Annotated in this window: 14 protein-coding genes and 1 pseudogene; 11 read left to right on the forward strand and 4 right to left on the reverse strand. The window is 64.5% G+C overall.

What is annotated here, in order from left to right; all coding sequences use genetic code 11:
• Nucleotides 1-86: 86 nt before the first annotated feature.
• From AC2CQI_RS05520 to AC2CQI_RS05530, 3 genes are read right to left on the reverse strand one after another with little or no spacing between them, the layout of a single operon-like run.
• Nucleotides 87-1,055: a polysaccharide pyruvyl transferase family protein gene (locus tag AC2CQI_RS05520; RefSeq protein ID WP_484579445.1), complete on the reverse strand. Its 969-nt coding sequence runs from the start codon at nt 1,053-1,055 to the stop codon at nt 87-89.
• Complete coding sequence (locus AC2CQI_RS05525; protein WP_484579446.1) at nt 1,052-1,804, reverse strand: glycosyltransferase family 32 protein; 753 nt, start codon at nt 1,802-1,804, stop codon at nt 1,052-1,054. The genes AC2CQI_RS05520 and AC2CQI_RS05525 overlap by 4 nt, the downstream gene beginning before the upstream one ends.
• A complete protein-coding gene (locus AC2CQI_RS05530) occupies nt 1,801-3,087 on the reverse strand; it encodes a glycosyltransferase family protein (RefSeq protein ID WP_484579447.1) in 1,287 nt (428 codons plus the stop codon). The genes AC2CQI_RS05525 and AC2CQI_RS05530 overlap by 4 nt, the downstream gene beginning before the upstream one ends.
• A gap of 644 nt (nt 3,088-3,731) precedes the next feature.
• Between AC2CQI_RS05530 and AC2CQI_RS05535 the strand changes: the two genes are divergently transcribed.
• The 11 genes and pseudogenes from AC2CQI_RS05535 to AC2CQI_RS05585 all read left to right on the forward strand — a co-directional run bounded on the left by AC2CQI_RS05535 (nt 3,732) and on the right by AC2CQI_RS05585 (nt 16,639).
• Entirely contained in the window at nt 3,732-6,209 is a 2,478-nt protein-coding gene (locus AC2CQI_RS05535) for a type VI secretion system Vgr family protein (protein WP_484579448.1), read from the forward strand.
• Nucleotides 6,206-7,006: a toxin Tle1 chaperone Tla1 gene (gene tla1 / locus AC2CQI_RS05540; protein ID WP_484579449.1), complete on the forward strand. Its 801-nt coding sequence runs from the start codon at nt 6,206-6,208 to the stop codon at nt 7,004-7,006. The genes AC2CQI_RS05535 and tla1 overlap by 4 nt, the downstream gene beginning before the upstream one ends.
• Nucleotides 7,003-7,557, forward strand: a complete 555-nt coding sequence (gene tli1a / locus AC2CQI_RS05545) for a Tli1a family immunity protein (protein ID WP_484579450.1) — start codon at nt 7,003-7,005, stop codon at nt 7,555-7,557. Before tla1 ends, tli1a (AC2CQI_RS05545) begins: the two co-directional genes overlap by 4 nt.
• The gene (tli1a, locus tag AC2CQI_RS05550) at nt 7,554-8,093 is read left to right on the forward strand and encodes a Tli1a family immunity protein (protein WP_484579451.1); all 540 of its coding nucleotides are present in this window, start codon (nt 7,554-7,556) and stop codon (nt 8,091-8,093) included. Before tli1a (AC2CQI_RS05545) ends, tli1a (AC2CQI_RS05550) begins: the two co-directional genes overlap by 4 nt.
• A 41-nt stretch (nt 8,094-8,134) precedes the next feature.
• A pseudogene (gene tli1a / locus AC2CQI_RS05555) lies at nt 8,135-8,610 on the forward strand (Tli1a family immunity protein).
• The gene (locus AC2CQI_RS05560; RefSeq protein WP_484579452.1) at nt 8,598-10,883 is read left to right on the forward strand and encodes a T6SS phospholipase effector Tle1-like catalytic domain-containing protein; all 2,286 of its coding nucleotides are present in this window, start codon (nt 8,598-8,600) and stop codon (nt 10,881-10,883) included. The pseudogene tli1a (AC2CQI_RS05555) and the gene AC2CQI_RS05560 overlap by 13 nt, the downstream one beginning before the upstream one ends.
• Nucleotides 10,870-11,415: a Tli1a family immunity protein gene (gene tli1a / locus AC2CQI_RS05565; protein WP_484579453.1), complete on the forward strand. Its 546-nt coding sequence runs from the start codon at nt 10,870-10,872 to the stop codon at nt 11,413-11,415. The genes AC2CQI_RS05560 and tli1a (AC2CQI_RS05565) overlap by 14 nt, the downstream gene beginning before the upstream one ends.
• Nucleotides 11,412-11,972 (forward strand): Tli1a family immunity protein, encoded by a 561-nt coding sequence (gene tli1a / locus AC2CQI_RS05570; RefSeq protein WP_484579454.1) that lies wholly within the window; start codon nt 11,412-11,414, stop codon nt 11,970-11,972. The genes tli1a (AC2CQI_RS05565) and tli1a (AC2CQI_RS05570) overlap by 4 nt, the downstream gene beginning before the upstream one ends.
• On the forward strand, nt 11,969-12,226 hold the full coding sequence (locus AC2CQI_RS05575; protein ID WP_484579455.1) for a PAAR domain-containing protein: 258 nt from the start codon (nt 11,969-11,971) through the stop codon (nt 12,224-12,226). Before tli1a (AC2CQI_RS05570) ends, AC2CQI_RS05575 begins: the two co-directional genes overlap by 4 nt.
• Entirely contained in the window at nt 12,223-13,338 is a 1,116-nt protein-coding gene (locus tag AC2CQI_RS05580; protein ID WP_484579456.1) for a hypothetical protein, read from the forward strand. The genes AC2CQI_RS05575 and AC2CQI_RS05580 overlap by 4 nt, the downstream gene beginning before the upstream one ends.
• Complete coding sequence (locus AC2CQI_RS05585) at nt 13,322-16,639, forward strand: ImcF-related family protein (protein WP_484579457.1); 3,318 nt, start codon at nt 13,322-13,324, stop codon at nt 16,637-16,639. Before AC2CQI_RS05580 ends, AC2CQI_RS05585 begins: the two co-directional genes overlap by 17 nt.
• A gap of 116 nt (nt 16,640-16,755) precedes the next feature.
• Here the strand turns inward: AC2CQI_RS05585 and AC2CQI_RS05590 are convergent, their stop codons facing one another.
• On the reverse strand, nt 16,756-18,009 hold the full coding sequence (locus tag AC2CQI_RS05590; RefSeq protein ID WP_484579458.1) for an arsenic transporter: 1,254 nt from the start codon (nt 18,007-18,009) through the stop codon (nt 16,756-16,758).
• Nucleotides 18,010-18,011: the final 2 nt, after the last annotated feature.

Below are 18,011 nucleotides of genomic sequence, written 5' to 3' on the forward strand. Positions count from 1 at the left end.
TGAACCTTTGGCTGTCGCCGAATGGGCGGGTGGCTCACGCTATTCGGACGACAGTGAAAATTCCGTCAACGAAGTGGATGTGTCGTTCAGGCCCTGGCGAGAAACGCCAGGCCATCGCCTTGCAGGCGTTTGCCTGGAGGTGCCTGCAACTCCGCGCGCAGCTCATCGATGCGCTGGTACAACTGCGTCACGCGCAGCTGGAGCCGGGCGGCGCTGCTGAGCATGCCGGGCCGTTCGGCCAGTTCGCCCAGTTGCCGGGCCAGGGCGGCCTCGGCCCGGTCGACCTGGAAGGAGGGCAGGGTCATGCGTTGCCATTTTTCCCGGCCAAGCCCGGCCCGGCTCAGGCTGACCTTGAGCACCTTGCCAAGGTGGTAGCGCAGCGGACGGCCTTCGCTGAAACGGGCGGGGTCGTAGAAACCGGGCAGGTGGCGGATGTCCAGGTTCAGGTCGAACATCTGCGCCCAGTCCAGCCACTTGTCCTGGTTGAACTGGCCGCCGAAGCCGAAACCCTGCCAGGGCACCCGGGCGACATCGGCGAGGATCGCACCGTGCATGGCTTCGCTGAGGACCAGGCGGGCGCCGGCAATGGCCTGCATGAAGTCGGCCGCGGGCAGCAGCGGCGAGACGAAGCGCAGTCCGGCGGCGGCACAGACCCGCTGCCAGTCCAGGTAGCGCAGGGAGCGATGGTGCGGGACCACCACCACCTCGCCATGCGCGCGAGCGCTGCGCCAGTCGAGGCTGGCCAGCAGATAGGCCGGGTCGGCGACCGCGCGGTCGTCGGCCAGGCCCAGGGCCCGGGCCGTGCGCAGGCCACGGACGGCGTGGACGCGCCAGCGCGGGTCGAGCGTCGGCGGCTTGCCATACCCTGCGCCGCTGCCCAGTACCAGGATGCGTTCGGCCGACTCCAGACGACGGCAAAACGCTTCGTTCAGCAGGGTACCGATGCCCAGCAGGGCCACCCCGTCGCGCTGGATATCGCCGAGCAGCGCCGGCCAGATCCACTCGTTGAGCTCATCGCCGACGTTATCGCTGCCGGCTGCAAATACCGCCTTCATGGGGTGTTCCCCTTGTCCTTGAGGGCCTGCCTGACCCAGGTCCCAGCCTGGTAGCGACACAGCTGCAGACCGTGGCCGAGGTTGCCCGGCGCCTTGCGCAGGCTGCGCCAGGCGCGGCTCAGCAGGCCTTTGTGCGGGCGGTTGCGCCAGCTGCCGGCATACAGGTGCCGTGCCGTCGGCCTGACCCCGTCCGGCGCCTGGTGATGGGGATCGGCGAACACACCGACCGGGTACACCCGGTCCCAGCCGATCACCTGTTCCTGATGGCTGGCGGCAAAGCCCTTGACCAGCAGCAGGCGGCTGACTTCATTGACGTTCACCAGTTCGGACAAGCGTGCCGTGTCGAAGCGGACCCGGTCGTACCAGGCCAGCATGGCCTTGGGCAGCCAGTGCCCCGGGACGGCGCCGATCACCGAGGTGCCGAAGCGCGCGTCCCACTCCAGGCCAATGAACAACTGGTTGTCCAGCATCGGCGCGAAGGGCGCCAGCACCTCGACGTCGGTGTCCAGGTAGATGCCACCTTCCCGGGCCAGCACCTGCATGCGCACGTAGTCGGCGACGAAGGCGTAGCGTCCGGCGTTATGCGCCGCTGCGGTGAACGGATGGGCATAGACATCGATATTCGACTCGTCCCAGCGCAGGATCTCGTAGTCCGGCAGATGCCGGGCCCAGGAGGCCAGGCAGCGACGAGCGAGCAAGGGCAGCGGCTTGCCGCCGAACCAGCAGTAGTGAATCTTCTTGGCGATCATGGGGTGTTCCGCGAAGGCAGCGAGCGGGTAGCTGCGCCGAGGGTTTCGTGCAATTCGGTCGCTGGCAGTGCTTGGCGCTGGACCAGGCAGTCGATCACTTCGGCAGTCTTGTCCTGCCCCTGGAGCCCATGGGCCAGGTGGTACTCGGCGAAGGCCCGGGCCCCGCTCAGGGCCTGCGGGTAGTGAGCGGGCAGCCAGTCCAGGCGCTCTTCCAGACTGTCCAGGTCACTCACGCAAGCGCCGAAAAAGCGCGCCTGTTCCAGCACATCGGCCTCGCCGCTGGCATTGACATAGACCACTGCACGATTGGCCAGGCTGGCCTCCAGGGCGGCGTTGGACATGATGTTGAGCACCACCGAACTCTGCGCCAGGGCTTCGGCCAGGGAGGCATCGGGCGCCGCCAGATGAACATTGCCGAGACTGGCGGCGGCGGCTTTCCAGAACCGCATGCGGCTGCGCGGGTGCGCCTTGAAGGTCACCGGTACCTGCGGATGACGGGCGGCCCACTCGCAGATCAGTTCATAGGTGCGCTCGTAGCCGGGACGGGCTTCCTTGTCCGGGCCGACGCCCAGGACCAGCACGCGCAGCTCGCCTTGCGGGGCCGGCATCGCGTAGCGCTGGTCGACCAGGTACGACCCGGCCAGGATCGCCCGGGTACTGCCGAAGCGCAGGTCGCGGCGTTGCAGGGCTTGCAGCGAACTCTGGCCGAACAGCAGGTAGTAGTCGTAGTCGGTCATGCTCAGGCGCCGGGAAGGGTCGACCGAGGTGGCATGGGACAGTTGCGCCAGGTGCCGGCCCTGGTGGTTCAGCGACAGGCGCAGGAACGGAATCACCAGGCTGCCATGGCGTTCGTTGAGCACCAGCCCCGGGTTGTGATGGCGGGCCAGCCATTCGGCATAGGCGGCATGGGCGTAGTAGCGCAGGGGCACGCGCAGGGCCGGGCGATACAGGCGTTTGTGCCGGACGGCGCTGCCCAGCGGCTCGATGGCATCCTCGACCACCTGGTGTCCACGCTGGCGCAGGGCCTTGATCAAGCCGTTCTTGCGCCGTTGCGCCAGCAGCTTGGGTGAGCCGTGCAGGACCAGGATGCGTTCAGCGCCCTCATTGCTGGCCTTGCCGGCCAGGGCCCGGGCGCCAATGCCCAGGGCCAGGTCCGCGGCGGTATCGCGCAGGGTGCGCAGCAACGAGCCGAGCAGGTTGTGCTTTTCCCGCAGCAAGGCCCAACGATAGGCATCGAGTTGACGGGTTCGGGTATTCAGCAGGTCTTGGTCTTCAGTGGTCATCGGCAGGGAGCGAGTGAGGGCAATAAGATGCTTAGCTAAGCAATTAGTTGGAAAAGATTATCAGTACCGAGGGGCTCGCTTTGTCAGCCTTGGGTAAGGGTTTAGTAAAGACGGGTGAGGAGGGAGGCAAAGGCTGGAAAAGAGGGCGGTTGGAGGGGTATTTCGCAATGGCCGGGGCTTGCGGGCCTCTGTGGGCAGGTCAGCATCGGCTGCCATCGCAACTAACGGGACTTGCTGGAACAAGTTTCAGTCTGAGACTTGTAGGAATATTCCCTTTAACTAGTGGAATATTCCTAGCGCTCGCCTGAGCGGTAGAAGTAGGTATTGAGATCCTTTACTGTTTCGCGCAGGAAAGATGCTCGCTCGAATAATTGCTCCTCTCTGTCGTCCATCTGTCGCGTTAATTCGAGAGTGCCCATAACTCCACGGCCTCCCGTGTTCCGGCTGCCTGACGCTCAATGGCTGCCAATGAGGCGGAGAACTTTCGAAACATATTTCTGCAACAGCCAAGTTACGAGATTCGACCTGCAGCGCTTTCCAGGGCAACTGCAGGAAATTGTTTCTTCAAGTAAGTCAGTTAATGGTCCGGCCCAACCTGGTTGAAGCCGTTGCTGTTGGCTATCCCGAAAACAACAGGAGTTGGCATGGAACAGATAGTCAGCCGCTACCCTTCGCCCGTTACTCGTAATCCCTACCAACTGAACGTCAATGACCTCGACGCCCATCTTGATGTGCTGTCGTTCGACGGCGAGGAGCACCTCAGCCAGCCGTTCTGCTACACCATCCGCTTCACCTGCGCCGAGCCCAGGTATGTGCCCGGCACGATTTATCACGGCCCTGACCCGCAGGCGCCCAAGGCGCTGGACCTGGACAAGGATCAACTGCTCAAGCGCTTCGCCCGTTTCGCCATCTACGGCGAGGCGCGACAGAAATACCCGTGGGAAGAACAGCCGCCCAAGCATGAACCCTTGCGCGAGCTGTTCGGCTTCATCACCTCCTTCCAGCGCACCGGCGGCTCGCTGGAGGAGGGGCACTACCAGATCACCCTGGAACCGCGCCTGGCCCTGCTTGGCCAGGGCAAGCAATACCGCCTGTACCGAAACCAGTCCGTGCCGGAAATCGTCAAGCAGATCCTGATCCAACGGCACCGCTGGTACCCCCACCAGATCGACTTCCTCCTCGACCGCGAATACCCCAAGCGCGAGCAGGTCATGCAGTTCGGCGAGAGCGACCTGGCCTTCGTCCAGCGCCTGCTGGCGGAAGTCGGCATCTGGTACCGCATCGGCTTCGACTCCCGGCACCTGACCGATGTCATGCATTGCGCCGACGTGCCGCTGCGCAAGGGTCTCGAAATCCAGTTGCCCTATCTACCCGGCAAGGGCATGAACAGTTCCGGCCACGACAGCCTCTGGAACCTCGCCACCCACCACCAGGTGGTGGAAAAGGACGTGTATTTCCGCAGCTACGACCCCCGCCAGGCGGCGCATGGCCTGTATGACCAGACCGAAATCCCGGGCACCACCGAAACCGCCCATGGCGAACGCTACGAATACGCCATGCCCTACACCGAGCTGGGGGTAAAGGGCTCCCAGCTTCCCGGCCCGGCCACCGGGACCGGGCACTTCTACGCCCGGCTCACCCACCAGCGCAACCAGAACCAGCGCACCCGCCTGACCGGCGTCAGCAGCAGCCAGATCCTCATGCCGGCGCACCTGCTGATGCCCGAAGGCGACATCCCCCAGGACTTCGCGAAGAAAGTCCTGATCCACAGCGTGGCGACCAAGGGCGGGCGAAGGATTGGGTTTACCGCCACGTTCACGGGCATTCCCTTCGACGAGTTCGTCGGCTTCCGACCGGCCTTGCATCCCAAGCCGGTCATTGCCGGGACCATTCCTGCGCGGATCAGCAGCAGCAAGGAATATGACCGCTACGGCCACCTCAACCAGGAAGGCCGCTATCGGGTGCGTTTCCACTTCGACCGCGACGAACGCGAGCGCGGTTTCGAAAGCGCCTGGTTGCGCCTGGCGCGGCCCTACGCCGGGGAAAAATACGGCCTGCACCTGCCGCTGATCGCCGGCACCGAGGTGGCGATCGCCTTCGAGCAGGGGGACCCGGACCGCCCCTACATTGCCCATGCCCTGCACGACAGCAAGCACCCGGACCACGTCAACGACGACAACTATCAGCGCAACGTGCTGCGCACGCCGGCCAACAACAAACTGCGCATGGGCGACCGTGAGGGTGAGGAGCACGTCAAGCTCAGTACCGAGTTTGCCGGCAAGAGCCAGCTCAACCTTGGGCATCTGGTGGACAACAAGCGCCAGAAGCGCGGCGAAGGGTATGAGCTGCGTACCGATCACTGGGGCGCACTACGGGCGGGCAAGGGAGTGTTCATTAGTGCCGATGCGCAACCCAAGGCGCAGGGCGATGTCCTCGCCATGGACCCCGCCGTCGAGCAGCTCGACAAGGCCGAACGCCAGGTCAACGACTGGCGCAAGGTCAGCGCCGAGCACCACAGCCTGCAACCTGGCATCGCTGACCTGGAGCAACTCAAGACCAGCGCCACGGCCCTGCAGGACCCGGCCATCCTCCTCAGCGCGCCCAAGGGCATCGCCGCGGTCACCCCGGCCAGCCTGCTTCTGCAATGCGGTGAATCCGCCTACGTGCAGACCCAGGGCGAACTCAACCTGGCCTCGTCCCAGCGCCTGTTTGCCCAGGCCGAGCACAGCATCTCCCTGCTGGCCCGCCAGGAAGGCATGCGCCTGGTCTCGGGCAAGGGCCCGCTGGAAATCGAATCCCACGGCGACCTGCTCAAGCTCATCGCCCAGCGCGATATCGACGTGCAGTCGGTGCAGGGGCATGTGCAGATCATCGCCAAGAACGGCATCACCCTCGGCTGCGGCGGCGCGAGCATTCGCCTGACGCCGGAGGGCGAGGTGCTGATCCAGTCCACGGGGCTGCTGGAGCTCAAGGGCGTGCATCGCCTGCGGCCGGCGGCGGGGGAGAGTTTCGAGTTGCCGATATTGCCGACTTCGGAGTTGCCGGGGGCGGTGTGCCGGGAGTGCCTGGAAAAAGCCAGGAAGCTCGGTGTGGGTTACACGACAAGGGAGACACAAGCATGACGGGAAGCATCGCCCAAACCTGGCTGCCACTGCTCGACAGCGCCTGCGCGAAGCTGCAATGCCGCGAGGTGAATTTCATCATCGACCAGGTCGATATCGACCCGCCGCTGTTCCCCGGCATCGAGCAGATGGCACCGCCGATCCCTTGGCATGCGTTGTTCGACGGATTGCCTGAGTCAGCCCATGGCGACCTGTCGCCGCTGCTGGTGCGCATCGACCTGGCCGATCCCTCGCAGCGCTTCTGGCTGGAGGGGCTGATCGATGCCTTTGGCCGGGAAGCTCGGCTGCTGGCACTGATTTCCCGCTGGCCGTTACGGCGCCTGGGCCACTACCTCGGGCAGTGCCTGGAAGCCTGCAACGGTGGTGGTTCGGGGCTGCTGCGCTATTACGACCCGCGCCTGTTCCCGCTGCTGTTCAGCCATGTCCTGGCGCCTGAACAGCAGCAAGTGTTGCTGGCTCCGGCACTGCGCTGGAGCTGGCTGGACCGCGACGGCATACCCCGGCTCCTGATGGGCACGGCGATGGCGCCCGGCAACCTGGACAACCCGCCGCCGTGCGAGCTCAGCGACCGCCAGGTCGATGTGTTGTGTTGTGCCGCCGATGCCATGGCGGCCCTGGACGACATACCCACTGCGCTGACGGAGGGCTGGAGTGCCGAACAGCGGTTCCAGGCGTGTTATCGGGCGGTGCTTGAAGCAAGCGAGGCTGGGGTGTTTGCGGAGGATCGGTATCACGCGTTCCTTCTTGAGCGCATGCAGGTTGGCAAAGCGGATGCTGCCAAGGGGGGCAAGGTATGAGGCGGGGGACTTTGCGCTACAGGGAGAGTGTGCTTGCTCTTATGGTTGCAGGGCTGGTGGGAGGAACTGCAAGCGGTACCGCCGAGGCCGGAATCATCGAGGGGGTCAACCACACCCATTGGGCAATCAACTGGTTCAGTGTCGATGGGCGATCGGGATTGGACATCATTGGGCCTTGGCAGCTTGGAGGGGGTGGGCACTACAGCTTGCCGTCCAAATGGCGGTCAGGGTTAACGGTGCGTGTGGATTGGGAGACCGGGGTGAGCGGGATGAGCGACCTGGCCGACGAGTTTCCTGGGTTCGCGGATGAGAGCAAATACGACGCCTGGAGAGACAAAGTGGTTGCCGCGCGGCGTCAGCACACCAAGGACGTGCTTGTTCCCGAATACACCAGCCGGGAGCTCTGCGGAATCACAATTCACTTTCTTCCTTGCGACGAAATCCAGGTCACCACGTCCTGCTACGGCTTCGGCCATCCCAACTATCCCATCAAGACCCCGTTGAACCTGCCGGAGCCACAATCATGTCCGAAACAGGGAGGCAAGGTATGAAGCGGGGGATTATCAGGCGTCGGGCGAAGGCGCTTGTGCTGACGCTCGCTGGCCTGGCGGGTATTGCCGCGGCAGGGAGCGCTCAGGCCCGGATCATGGGGATCAATCATACCCATTGGGCGATCAACCATTTTTCGGTCGATGGGCATTCGGGGCTGGATGTTATCGGGCCTTGGCAAGGGGGCGGAGGGGGGCATATCAGTCTGCCGACCCAGTGGGTGCCTGGAATGACGGTGCGGGTTGATTGGGAGAGAGGCATTGCCTATCCCGATGGTTTCCCTGGCTTCCACAATTCTGAGGCATATGACGAATGGGCATCGAAGATAAGAGCTCAAAGCCGTCAGCGAAGTCGCTCTGTCTCGGTTCCTGATTACAGCAATCAGAAAACCTGCGGGGTCACTGTGCACTTTCTCCCCTGCGACGAAATCCAGGTCACCACGTCCTGCTACGGCTTCGGCCATCCCAATTATCCCATCAAGACCCCGTTGAACCTGCCGGAGCCGCAATCATGTCCGGCACAGGGAGGCGAGCTATGAGGTGGGGGGTTATTGGCCAGTGTGTGAGGACACTTGTACTGATGCTCGCTGGTCTGGCGGGTATCGCCGCAGCAGGGAGCGTTCAGGCCCGGATCATGGGGATCAACCATACCCATTGGGCCATCAACCATTTCGCGGTGGATGGGCATTCGGGGCTGGATGTTATCGGGCCTTGGCAGGGGGGCGGAGGGGGGCATATCAGTCTGCCGCCCCAGTGGGTGCCAGGGATGACGGTAAGCGTTGAGTGGGAAACAGGCGTCGCCTATGACGACTCTCCTGGGTTCGCTGATTGGCCTAAGTACTTGGATTGGGAGAAACGGGTCACTGCACAGAACCGCCAACACAGCAAACTTGCGCCTGTTCCCGCTACACCAACCAAAAAGTCTGCGGCGTCACCGTGCATTTCCTCCCTTGTGACGAAATCCAGGTCACCACGTCCTGCTATGGCTTCGGCCATCCGAACTATCCCATCAAGACCCCGCTGAACCTGCCGGAGCCACAATCATGTCCGAACTGAATCAAGCTGTTGTCTGTTATCCGCCGCAGTTTCCCGTCCAGGGACGCTTGCCGTCGAGGGTGGAGCAGGTTGAAGCCAACCTGCGTATCCAGCGTGAACCCGAGAGCGAGCATCGCGAGGCCTTGAACCTGGCTGCCGGCCGACGGGTGATGCCTCCCTGCTGCAAGAGCCTACATATCAGCCTGTTTTTCGATGGCACTGGAAACAATCTCAACCATGACCTGTACATCGCCAAGCCGGCGTCCCCGACCAATATCGGACGGCTGTTCCGGGCCTCCATCGGCGATGGCTATGCCGGAGGTACCTCACACAGTAGTGGCGCCAGCGGCCTGACCGACCAGTTCGGAACCGGGCACGGACAGTTCTTCAAGTACTACATACCAGGCGTGGGGACGCCATTTCCCGAGGTAGGCGATCTCGAATACGACAATTGGGGCCTGGTCTTCGCCAGTCTTGGTGAAGAGCGGATCAACTGGGGGCTGCTGATGCTCGTTGATGCACTGGGGCGTGCCCTTGGTGGAGAGTGGCTGGACCACCAGTTGTTGCGCGAAGCCATCGAGGCCATGTCGACGAATTCGTTTCGGGGCCTTGAAGCCAGGTACGGGCGACTCAACCGCAGGCGTGAGTTTTTCAGGCAATTGGCAGCCCTCGAAAAGCCCCTTCGTACCGCCATGAGTGATCGAGGCGGTCAGTCCCGGTTGTTGGGTGTGCGCCTTTATGTCTACGGCTTCTCCCGTGGAGCGGCCAGTGCGCGGGCCTTTGTGCACTGGCTGAACGAGCTGCTGGAAGACGTCGATACGCGGCCGGTATTGAAGTTTGGCGAGGTGGTGCTGCCCATGCAGATCCAGTACCTCGGCCTGCTAGACACCGTGGCTTCCGTGGGATTTGCCGATGCAGTGCCCGGTGCGGACGGTCATATGAGCTGGGCGGATGAAACCCAGGAACTGCCCACCAGCAAGCTGGTCAAGCGTTGCCTGCATATCGTTGCCGGTCACGAACAGCGCCTGAGCTTTCCACTGGATTCGATTCGGCGGGCGGATGGTAGTTATCCGGATAACAGCACCGAGGTGGTTCATCCAGGCGTGCATTCGGACCAGGGGGGAGGGTATCCGCCGGGGGATCAGGGGAAAGGGATTGGTGAGAACGATGGTTTGCTCCTATCTCAGATTGCTTTGCATGACATGTACGCGGATGCATTTGCTAACGGGGCTCCTCTGAAAGTTCCCAAACACGCCCTTCCAGTATCTCGGGTGACAGAGCTGTATTCAGCGCTGTCTTTCGAAGTATTGGACCTATTTCGAGTTGAGCCTGTACTCGTTGACCGCTTCAACGCCTGGCGCCAAGCAACCTTGGGCCTGACACCAACTCCTCAACCCCTTCCCATCGAGCAAGTGGAAAACTACCAGCCCATCCCGGCCGGGCAGCCGGTGGAAGCCGTCATGCGCGATCAACTGGGCTGGATCACGGCCTGGCGCATCGACCGCTATGCCTTCAAGACGCTGAAGGGCGAAACCTTCTGGATCGAGGCCACCGATACCGAGGCGGCGGATGACAAGAGAGCGCAAGCCGAGACAGCACGAAACCAGCGTCAGTCCGCCGTCGAAGCGCGGCGTCGCGAGCAGCAGATCAGGGAAAACCTGCTGCGCCTGCCGCCCAAGCCGCTGGAGCCCGGGGTCAAGTACTTCGATGCCGACATGGGCAAGACCCAGCTCTCCGATGCGGCGGACGAGTTCGAAGCGGACTATCGGATGCCGACCATCGTTTACCCCAGGGACACACCGTTGACCTTGCTGAATAAGTTGAAGAGTGCGCGCCGTCGCGAATGGGAGCACCTCAAGGAACTCGGTCGCCAGCGCGTCAGCCAGCTGTTTCCGCCACCCTCGGGCGAGCTCAACCACAAGAGCGAGACGAACCGCGGCAATGTCAGGGAGCACTTCAACGCAAACCAGCCTCTGGGCATGCTGCGTGCGCTGTTCGATAACCAGATCCACGATTCCCGTGCCTGGTTCATGTACAGCCAAGGACGCGAACCTCTGGGCAACTACCTCACCGAGCGCATGGTGTTCTTCGGCGCCACCCATCGCCGGGCGCTTGCTCAAATCCTCGAACGCAATCAGGCCGTGGCCGACAGCGGTGTTGCCCTGCCGCAACGTCCTGCGCGTCACGACGACGTTCTGGACGCCGAGCAACTGGCCCAGGCGCAGCAGGAGATCGATGACGAATGGCAGGCGTTCTACGCCAGCCTCGGGGAGGTGAACGATGCGTCGGCGTAATGGGAGTGGAAGCGCTTTCTTCGGTGTCTTGCCCGTAGCGATTTGTGCCCTGTTGGCATTGCTGCCGGCAGCGACGGCTCACGCGAGAATCATGGGGATCAACCATACCCACTGGGCGATCAACCATTTCTCTGTCGATGGACAGTCAGGGGTGGATGTTATCGGGCCTTGGCAAGGAGGGGGAGGCGGACATATCAGCTTACCCTCCAAATGGGTGCCGGGGTTAATGGTGCGTGTGGACTGGGAGACAGGAGTCGGAGGGTCCAAAGGTTTCCCAGGCTTTGCTGATGAGGCCAAGTATGAGGCGTGGACTGCAAAGATGCGGGCCCAGAGGCGGCAGCACAGCAAGTTCGCCCCCGTCCCCGACTACACCAACCAAAAAGTCTGCGGCATCACCGTCCATTTTCTCCCCTGCGACGAAATCCAGGTCACCACGTCCTGCTACGGCTACGGCCACCCTGACTACCCCATCAAGACCCCGCTGAACCTGCCGGAGCCACAATCATGTACGAAACAGGGAGGCAAGGTATGAAGTGGGGAATTCTTGGCCTGCGGGCGAGGGCGCTTGTGCTGATGCTCGCTGGTCTGGCGGGTATTGCTGCGGCAGGGAGCGTTCAGGCGCGGATCATGGGGATCAATCATACCCATTGGGCGATCAACCATTTCGCGGTCGATGGGCATTCGGGGCTGGATGTTATCGGGGCGTGGCAGGGTGGAGGGGGAGGACATATCAGCCTTCCGTCTGAGTGGGTGCCTGGAATGACAGTTCGGGTTGATTGGGAAACAGGGTCTGACAGCACCGAAGGATTTCCCGGTTTTGCAGATCGGGCTGAGTACAGGAAATGGTTTGAGTCGATAGAGGCTCAGAAGCGCCACCATTCCAAATTTGCTTCGGTCCCTGATTACAGCGATCAGAAAGTCTGCGGTGTCACCGTGCATTTCCTCCCCTGCGACGAAATCCAGGTCACCACCTCCTGCTATGGCTACGGCCACCCCGACTACCCGATCAAGACCCCGCTGCGCCTCCCCGAGCCGCAATCCTGTCCCGTCTCATCCGAAAGTGCCCCGGCACAAGGAGCCCCGTTATGAAACCCGTTGTCCGCCTCGGCGATACCCTGCATCCCTACGGTGGTGAAGTCCTGCACGGCCGTTACGACTGCGACGGCAAGCCCGTGGCCTGCGAGGGCGATGCGGTGCGCTGCAACCTCCATGGCCTGACCGTCATCGCCGAAGGCAGCGCGCTGATGACCATGGACGAGCTGCCGGTGGCCCTCGACGGCCATCGCTGCGCCTGCGGCTGCACCCTGGTCAGTTCCTTGCCCGACACCCAGGTGAGCCTATGAAGCCGGCGCCGTATTTCAAGCCCTGGCCGTTGCGCCCGCCGCCGCAGTATTTGCGCTGGCTGGTCGGCGGGCTGGTGTTGCTGGCCGCAGTGGGCTGTGCCGGCGTGCTGCTGCGCCCGTGGATGGAGCGCTGGCTGCCGCTGCTCGGTGCCCTGGCCCTGGTGACGTGGCTGCTGGCGCTGTTGCTGCGGGTGCTGTTCTTCCGCTTCAACCGGCACAACGCCGAGTGCTACGGCACCGCCGCCCGCCAGGTGGAAGAGCGCTGGTGGAGCCGTCACCGGCAACAGGCGGCGCTGGTGGAAATGGTCCTGCTGGGCCCTGCCTGCATTCTTCCCGCGCATCGCGCTGGCCTGTTCAACGCAGAGAACAAGCCGCCCCAGGCCCAGGACAGCGACGGCGGCCAGGTGCTGCGCTTTCCGTCGGTGCTGGCCAAGGGGCAGGGCGAGCGCGAGCGGCAGTTGGCCAAACGCCTGGTGCTGCAATTGCAGGCCCAGCGTGCCGAGCCGTTCGCCGGACCTTTGCTGAGCTGCTACTGGCAAGGTTCGACCGAGGCCTGGCAGGTGTTCGCCGAGGAAATGCAGCGCGCATTCAACATCACCCTGCCGCCGCAGCCCTTGCCCTGGAACGGGCTGGACAGCCTGGACGAGGCAATCGACCACCTGCACCAGGCCGAGGCCGACGCCCTGGTGCTGTGCGCCGGCTGCGAGTCCCGGCCGGGGCGCAAGGACAGCCCGTTGCCCGCCGGAGAAGCGGCGTTGCTGTGGCTGCTGGGCAAGACCGGCGGTGTGCGCATCGCCCGGGGCGAAGCCTTTGTCGAGGGCAAGGACAGCTTGCCCGAGGTGGCTGCTCGGGCCTTGCGCCAGAGTGGCCTGGAGCACCCGGCCAAGGCCTGCGCCAGCTTTGCCCCGGCCCCGGCGGAATTCGACTGGAGCCCTCTGCAACCCGCGCCGGCCCTCAACTTCGGCGAACCCAAAAGACTGGAGGCGATGCTGGCCCTGAGCCTGGCCGCCGCCCATGCCCAACTCGACGCGCAGCCCGTTGCCTGGCTGGCCCGCGATCCTTCCTGCACCCTGGCCCTGGGAGTGGTGACACCTGATGACCCAAGCTGCTGAAACCCCGACATTCTCGCCGCTGCACACCGTGCTGCTGCTGGCCGCCGCCCTGACGCTGATCGTTGCCGTGGTCGCCGGTGGCTGGTATCTGGCCGATCCGCAACGCACGCCATGGCATGAACTGCTGCTGATGGCCGGACTGGCCTGGATCCTGCTGTTCATCGTGGTGCTGCTGATCTGGCAGACCCTGCATGACGGCGTGCGCCGGCTGGTCAACCACGACCCGGTGGCACCGCCGCCGCCCCCGCTGAAAAAGCCGGAAAACCCCAAGGTCAACCTGGTGCAGACCCTGCGCGACCTGTATGGCCCGTTCTGGCGGCGCAAGACCCGCCTGCTGCTGATCGCCGGCGAACCCGCCGAGATCGAGGCCATCGCCCCGGGCTTGGCCGAGCAGCGCTGGCTGGTGGGTGAACACACCGTGCTGCTGTGGGCCGGTAGCCTGCGCAACGACCCCGCGCCTGCCGATCTTGCCCTGTGGCGCGAGCTCAGTCGCTGGCGCGGGCTGGACGGGATGGTCTGGGCCCTGACCCGCGAGCAGAGCCTGGATCCGGACGGCATGGGCGTGTGCCAGAAGGGCCTGGGCGCCTTGGCCAAGGCGCTGCACTGGCACCTGCCGCTGTACCTCTGGGAAGTCCGCACCAGCAAGTGGTCGCAGGACGGCCGCGAAACCCAGCCCGTCGGTTGCCTGCTGCCGGCGAAGGCCACTACCGCCAGCCTGGAAGACCAACTAACCGCCCTGGTCGAACCGCTGCGCGTTACCGGCCTGGCCCAGATGCGCAAGAACATGAACCACGACTTCCTCCTGCGCCTGTCCAACGACCTGCACCACAACGGCATCCCTCGTTGGCTGACGGTACTGCGCCCATGGCTGGTCTCCGGGATTCGTGGCGTGGACCTGCGCGGCCTGTGGTTCGGCCCGGTCTTCGCGCCCCGCACCGACGACAAGCTCGGGCATCTCTGGATCACCGAGAAACCCTGGCAGGACCTGATCGACGACAAGACCCGCCCGCGCCGTTTCGGCTGGCAGGCGCCGCGCATCGCCTATGCGGCGTTCATGGTTTTCGCGCTGGTGTGGGGCGCCGGAATGGCCTTGTCCTTCACCACCAACCGCCAGCAGATTCTCGACGTGCAAACCCTGTTGACCACGCTGGACCAGGCCGGGCAGGGCGATGCCCAGTTGCTGGCGTTGCACGAACTGGTCCGCCAACTGGATCGTCTCGACTACCGCTCCCAGGAAGGCCCGCCGTGGTACCTGCGTTTCGGCCTCAGCCAGAACCAGGACCTGCTCGACACCCTGTGGCCGCGCTATGTCGAGCTCAATGCCCGGCTGCTGCGCGACCCCGCCGTAGCGCTGCTGCAAGCCAGGCTCGACGCGCTGGTGCGCCTGCCACCGGACAGCCCCGAGCGCGCCCGGCGTGCCAGTCAATCCTATGAGCAACTCAAAGCCTGGCTGATGATGGCCCGGCCGGAAAAGGTCGATCCGGGCTATCTGGTGCGGGTGATGGGCGAGCTGGAGCCTGAGCGCGAGGGCATATCGCCCGGAGCCTGGGACACCTTGGCGCCAGGGTTATGGAAGTTCTACGCCGAGCACCTTGAAGCCCACCCGACGGCAAACCTCGATCCTCTTCTGCTGGGCCAGGCGCGCCAGGTCCTGCTCGGCCAACTCGGTCAACGCAATGCCGAAGCCACCCTCTACCAACAGGTCCTCGAACGCGCCACCAGCCACTACCCGGACCTGCACCTGAACCAGATGCTCGGCGACACCGAGGCCACGCTGTTCACCACCCCAAAGAGCGTCCCCGGGGTCTTCACCCGCGAGGCCTGGGAAGGCGAGATCCGCAAGGCCATCGACGACATTGCCGAAGCCCGCCGCGAAGAGATCGACTGGGTGCTCAGCGACAACCATGGCGAAGTCGCCAGCGACCTGACCCCCGAGGTCCTCAAGCAACGCCTCACCACCCGCTATTTCCGCGACTACAGCAGCGCCTGGCTGGCCTTCCTCAACAGCCTGCGCTGGCAGCGGGCGGGAAGCCTGTCGGAGGTGATCGACCAACTGACGGTAATGAGCGATGTGCGCCTGTCGCCGCTGCTGGCGCTGATGGACACCCTGGCCTGGCAGGGCCGTGCCGGCACCCGTGAACAGGCGCTTGCCGATTCGCTGCTGCAATCCGCCCAGGAATTGCTGGGCAAGGACAAGTCTCAACTGGTCGAGCGCGTCGCCGCCCACCTCGACAGCCCGCTGGACGACACCTTCGGCCCGCTGCTGGCGGTGCTTGGCAAGGAAGAAGCGCAAAGCGGCGAAGAGCGCCTGACCCTGCAAGCCTTCCTCACCCGCGTCACCCGGGTGCGCCTGAAGCTCCAGCAGATCAGCAACGCCGCCGACCCCCGCGAATCCACCCAGGCCCTGGCCCAGACCGTGTTCCAGGGCAAGAGCGTGGACCTCAGCGACACCCGCGCCTACGGCAGCCTGCTGTCCGCCAGCCTCGGCGCCGAATGGGGCTCGATGGGCGAAACCCTGTTCGTGCAACCGCTGGACGAGGCCTGGCAGCGCGTGCTGCAGCCTGCGGCCGCAAGCCTGAACAACCAATGGCAGCGCGCCATCGTGAGTGAGTGGCGCAGTTCCTTCGACGGTCGTTACCCCTTCGCGGCAACCGACAGCGATGTCTCGCTGCCGATGCTCGGCCAGATGATCCGCAGCGATTCCGGGCGTATCGACCAGTTCCTCAGCGCCCAGCTCAATGGCGTGATGCGCAAGGAAGGCAGCCGCTGGGTGGCCGACCCGCAACACAGCCAGGGCCTGCGCTTCAACCCGCGTTTCCTGGAGGCGGTCAACCAGCTCAGCCACCTTTCGGACGTGCTCTACACGCCCGATGGCGGGCTGGGCATGAGCTTCGAACTGCGGGGCAAACCGGTCAGCAACGTGATCGATACCCAGTTGATCCTCAATGGCGAGAAGCATCACTACTTCAACCAGAAGGAACGCTGGCAGCGCTTTTACTGGCCGGGGCAGGGCAGCCACCCGGGAACGCGGGTGCTGTGGACCAGCGTCGGCAGTGACCTGCGCATGTACGGGGATTACCAGGGCACCTGGGGGCTGATCCGCTTCCTGGAGAACGCCAAGGTCACCCTGCTGGACGATGGCGCCAGCCGTTACCACCTGGAGGTGCGGGCACCGGATGGCAAGGCGCTGACCTGGCATCTGCGCACGGAGTTGGGCGAGGGACCTTTGGCGTTGTTGCGGTTGCGGGGGTTCAAGTTACCGGCGCAAATCTTCCTGGAGGGGGACAGGAAAGCGGGTTAGCGGTGTACTTGACACCGGACCGGAGGCGGATGGTTTTTGGGGCCGCTGTGCGGCCCTTTGCGACGGTTCGGCGCTCCGACAAGCTCGCCCACAGGAGCACGCGTCGTGCAGGTGATCTACAGATGCAGCGCCAACAACGCCCCAACCAGCGCAGGCGGCATCACCAGTACGCCCAGGCGCAGGAAGTCCAGGGCACCGACATGTTCGCCCTCGCGGCGGATTGCCACCAGCCAGAGCAAGGTAGCCAAGGAGCCGGTGATCGACAGGTTCGGCCCAAGGTCTACGCCAATCAGCAGTGCCGCGGTGGTCTGGGTCGGCAGGTCGGCGAGCTGGCCGATCGACCCGGCAATCAGCCCGGTGGGCAGGTTGTTGAGCAGGTTGCTGGCAAGGGCGACAGTGACGCCCGCCGTCCAGCTGGCCTGCACCGGCGCTTCCCGGGCCAGGCCGGCGAGACCCTGGGCGAGCTGTTCGATCACCCCGGTGCGCGCCATTCCCTCGACCAGTACGAACAACCCCGCCACCAGCGGCAGCACGCCCCAGGCGACCTGCCGCAGCACCGGCCACGGGCTGCGCCGCTCGCGCAGGTGGACCAGGCCAAGGGTCGCCAGGCCGGCGCAGAAGGTCGGCAGGCCGAGGTCGCCGCCCAGGGCCGAGGTCGCCAGGAGCACCGCCGCGGTCAGCACGATGCCCACCGCGCACAGGCGTGCGCCGCTGGACAATGGCTGCGCCTCGATCTGCAGCGCCAGCGGTTGGCGGATCCGCCGGCGCTGGGTGAGGCGCAGCATCAGGTAGGTCAGGCCGATCGCCGCCAGCGACGGCAGGCTGAAGTGCCGCAGCCATTCCAGCAACGGCGGCATGTGCTTGCCGAAGACCACCAGGTTGGCCGGGTTGGAAATGGGCAGGACGAAACTCGCGGCATTGGCGATAAAGGCGCAGATGAACAGATACGGCAGCGGCTCGGCCCTGGCCGCGCGGCAGGCGGCGTACACCGCCGGGGTCAGGACCACGGCGGTGGCGTCGTTGGAGAGAAACACCGTGACCAGCGTCCCGACCAGGAACACCAGGTCGAACAGGCGCTGTCCGGAGCCCCGGGCATGGGCCACCGCGTACCTGGCCAGCCAGTCGAACAGGCCCTCCTGGCGGGCCAGTTCGGCCAGCACCATCATGCCGATCAGGAACAGGTAGACATCCACGCCCTTGGCCACCGCCGCCAGTGCTGCCGGCAGCGGCAGCAGGCCGCTCAGGGTCAGCAGCAGCGCGCCACCCATGGCCCAGGCATATTCGGGCACCCGCCACGGCCGCAGGAGCACGCCGCAGGTGGCGAGGGCGGCGATGATCCAGATCATCAAGGCGGGATCGGTTACGGGCATGG

The organism is Pseudomonas sp. P2S-1, from assembly GCF_057197725.1.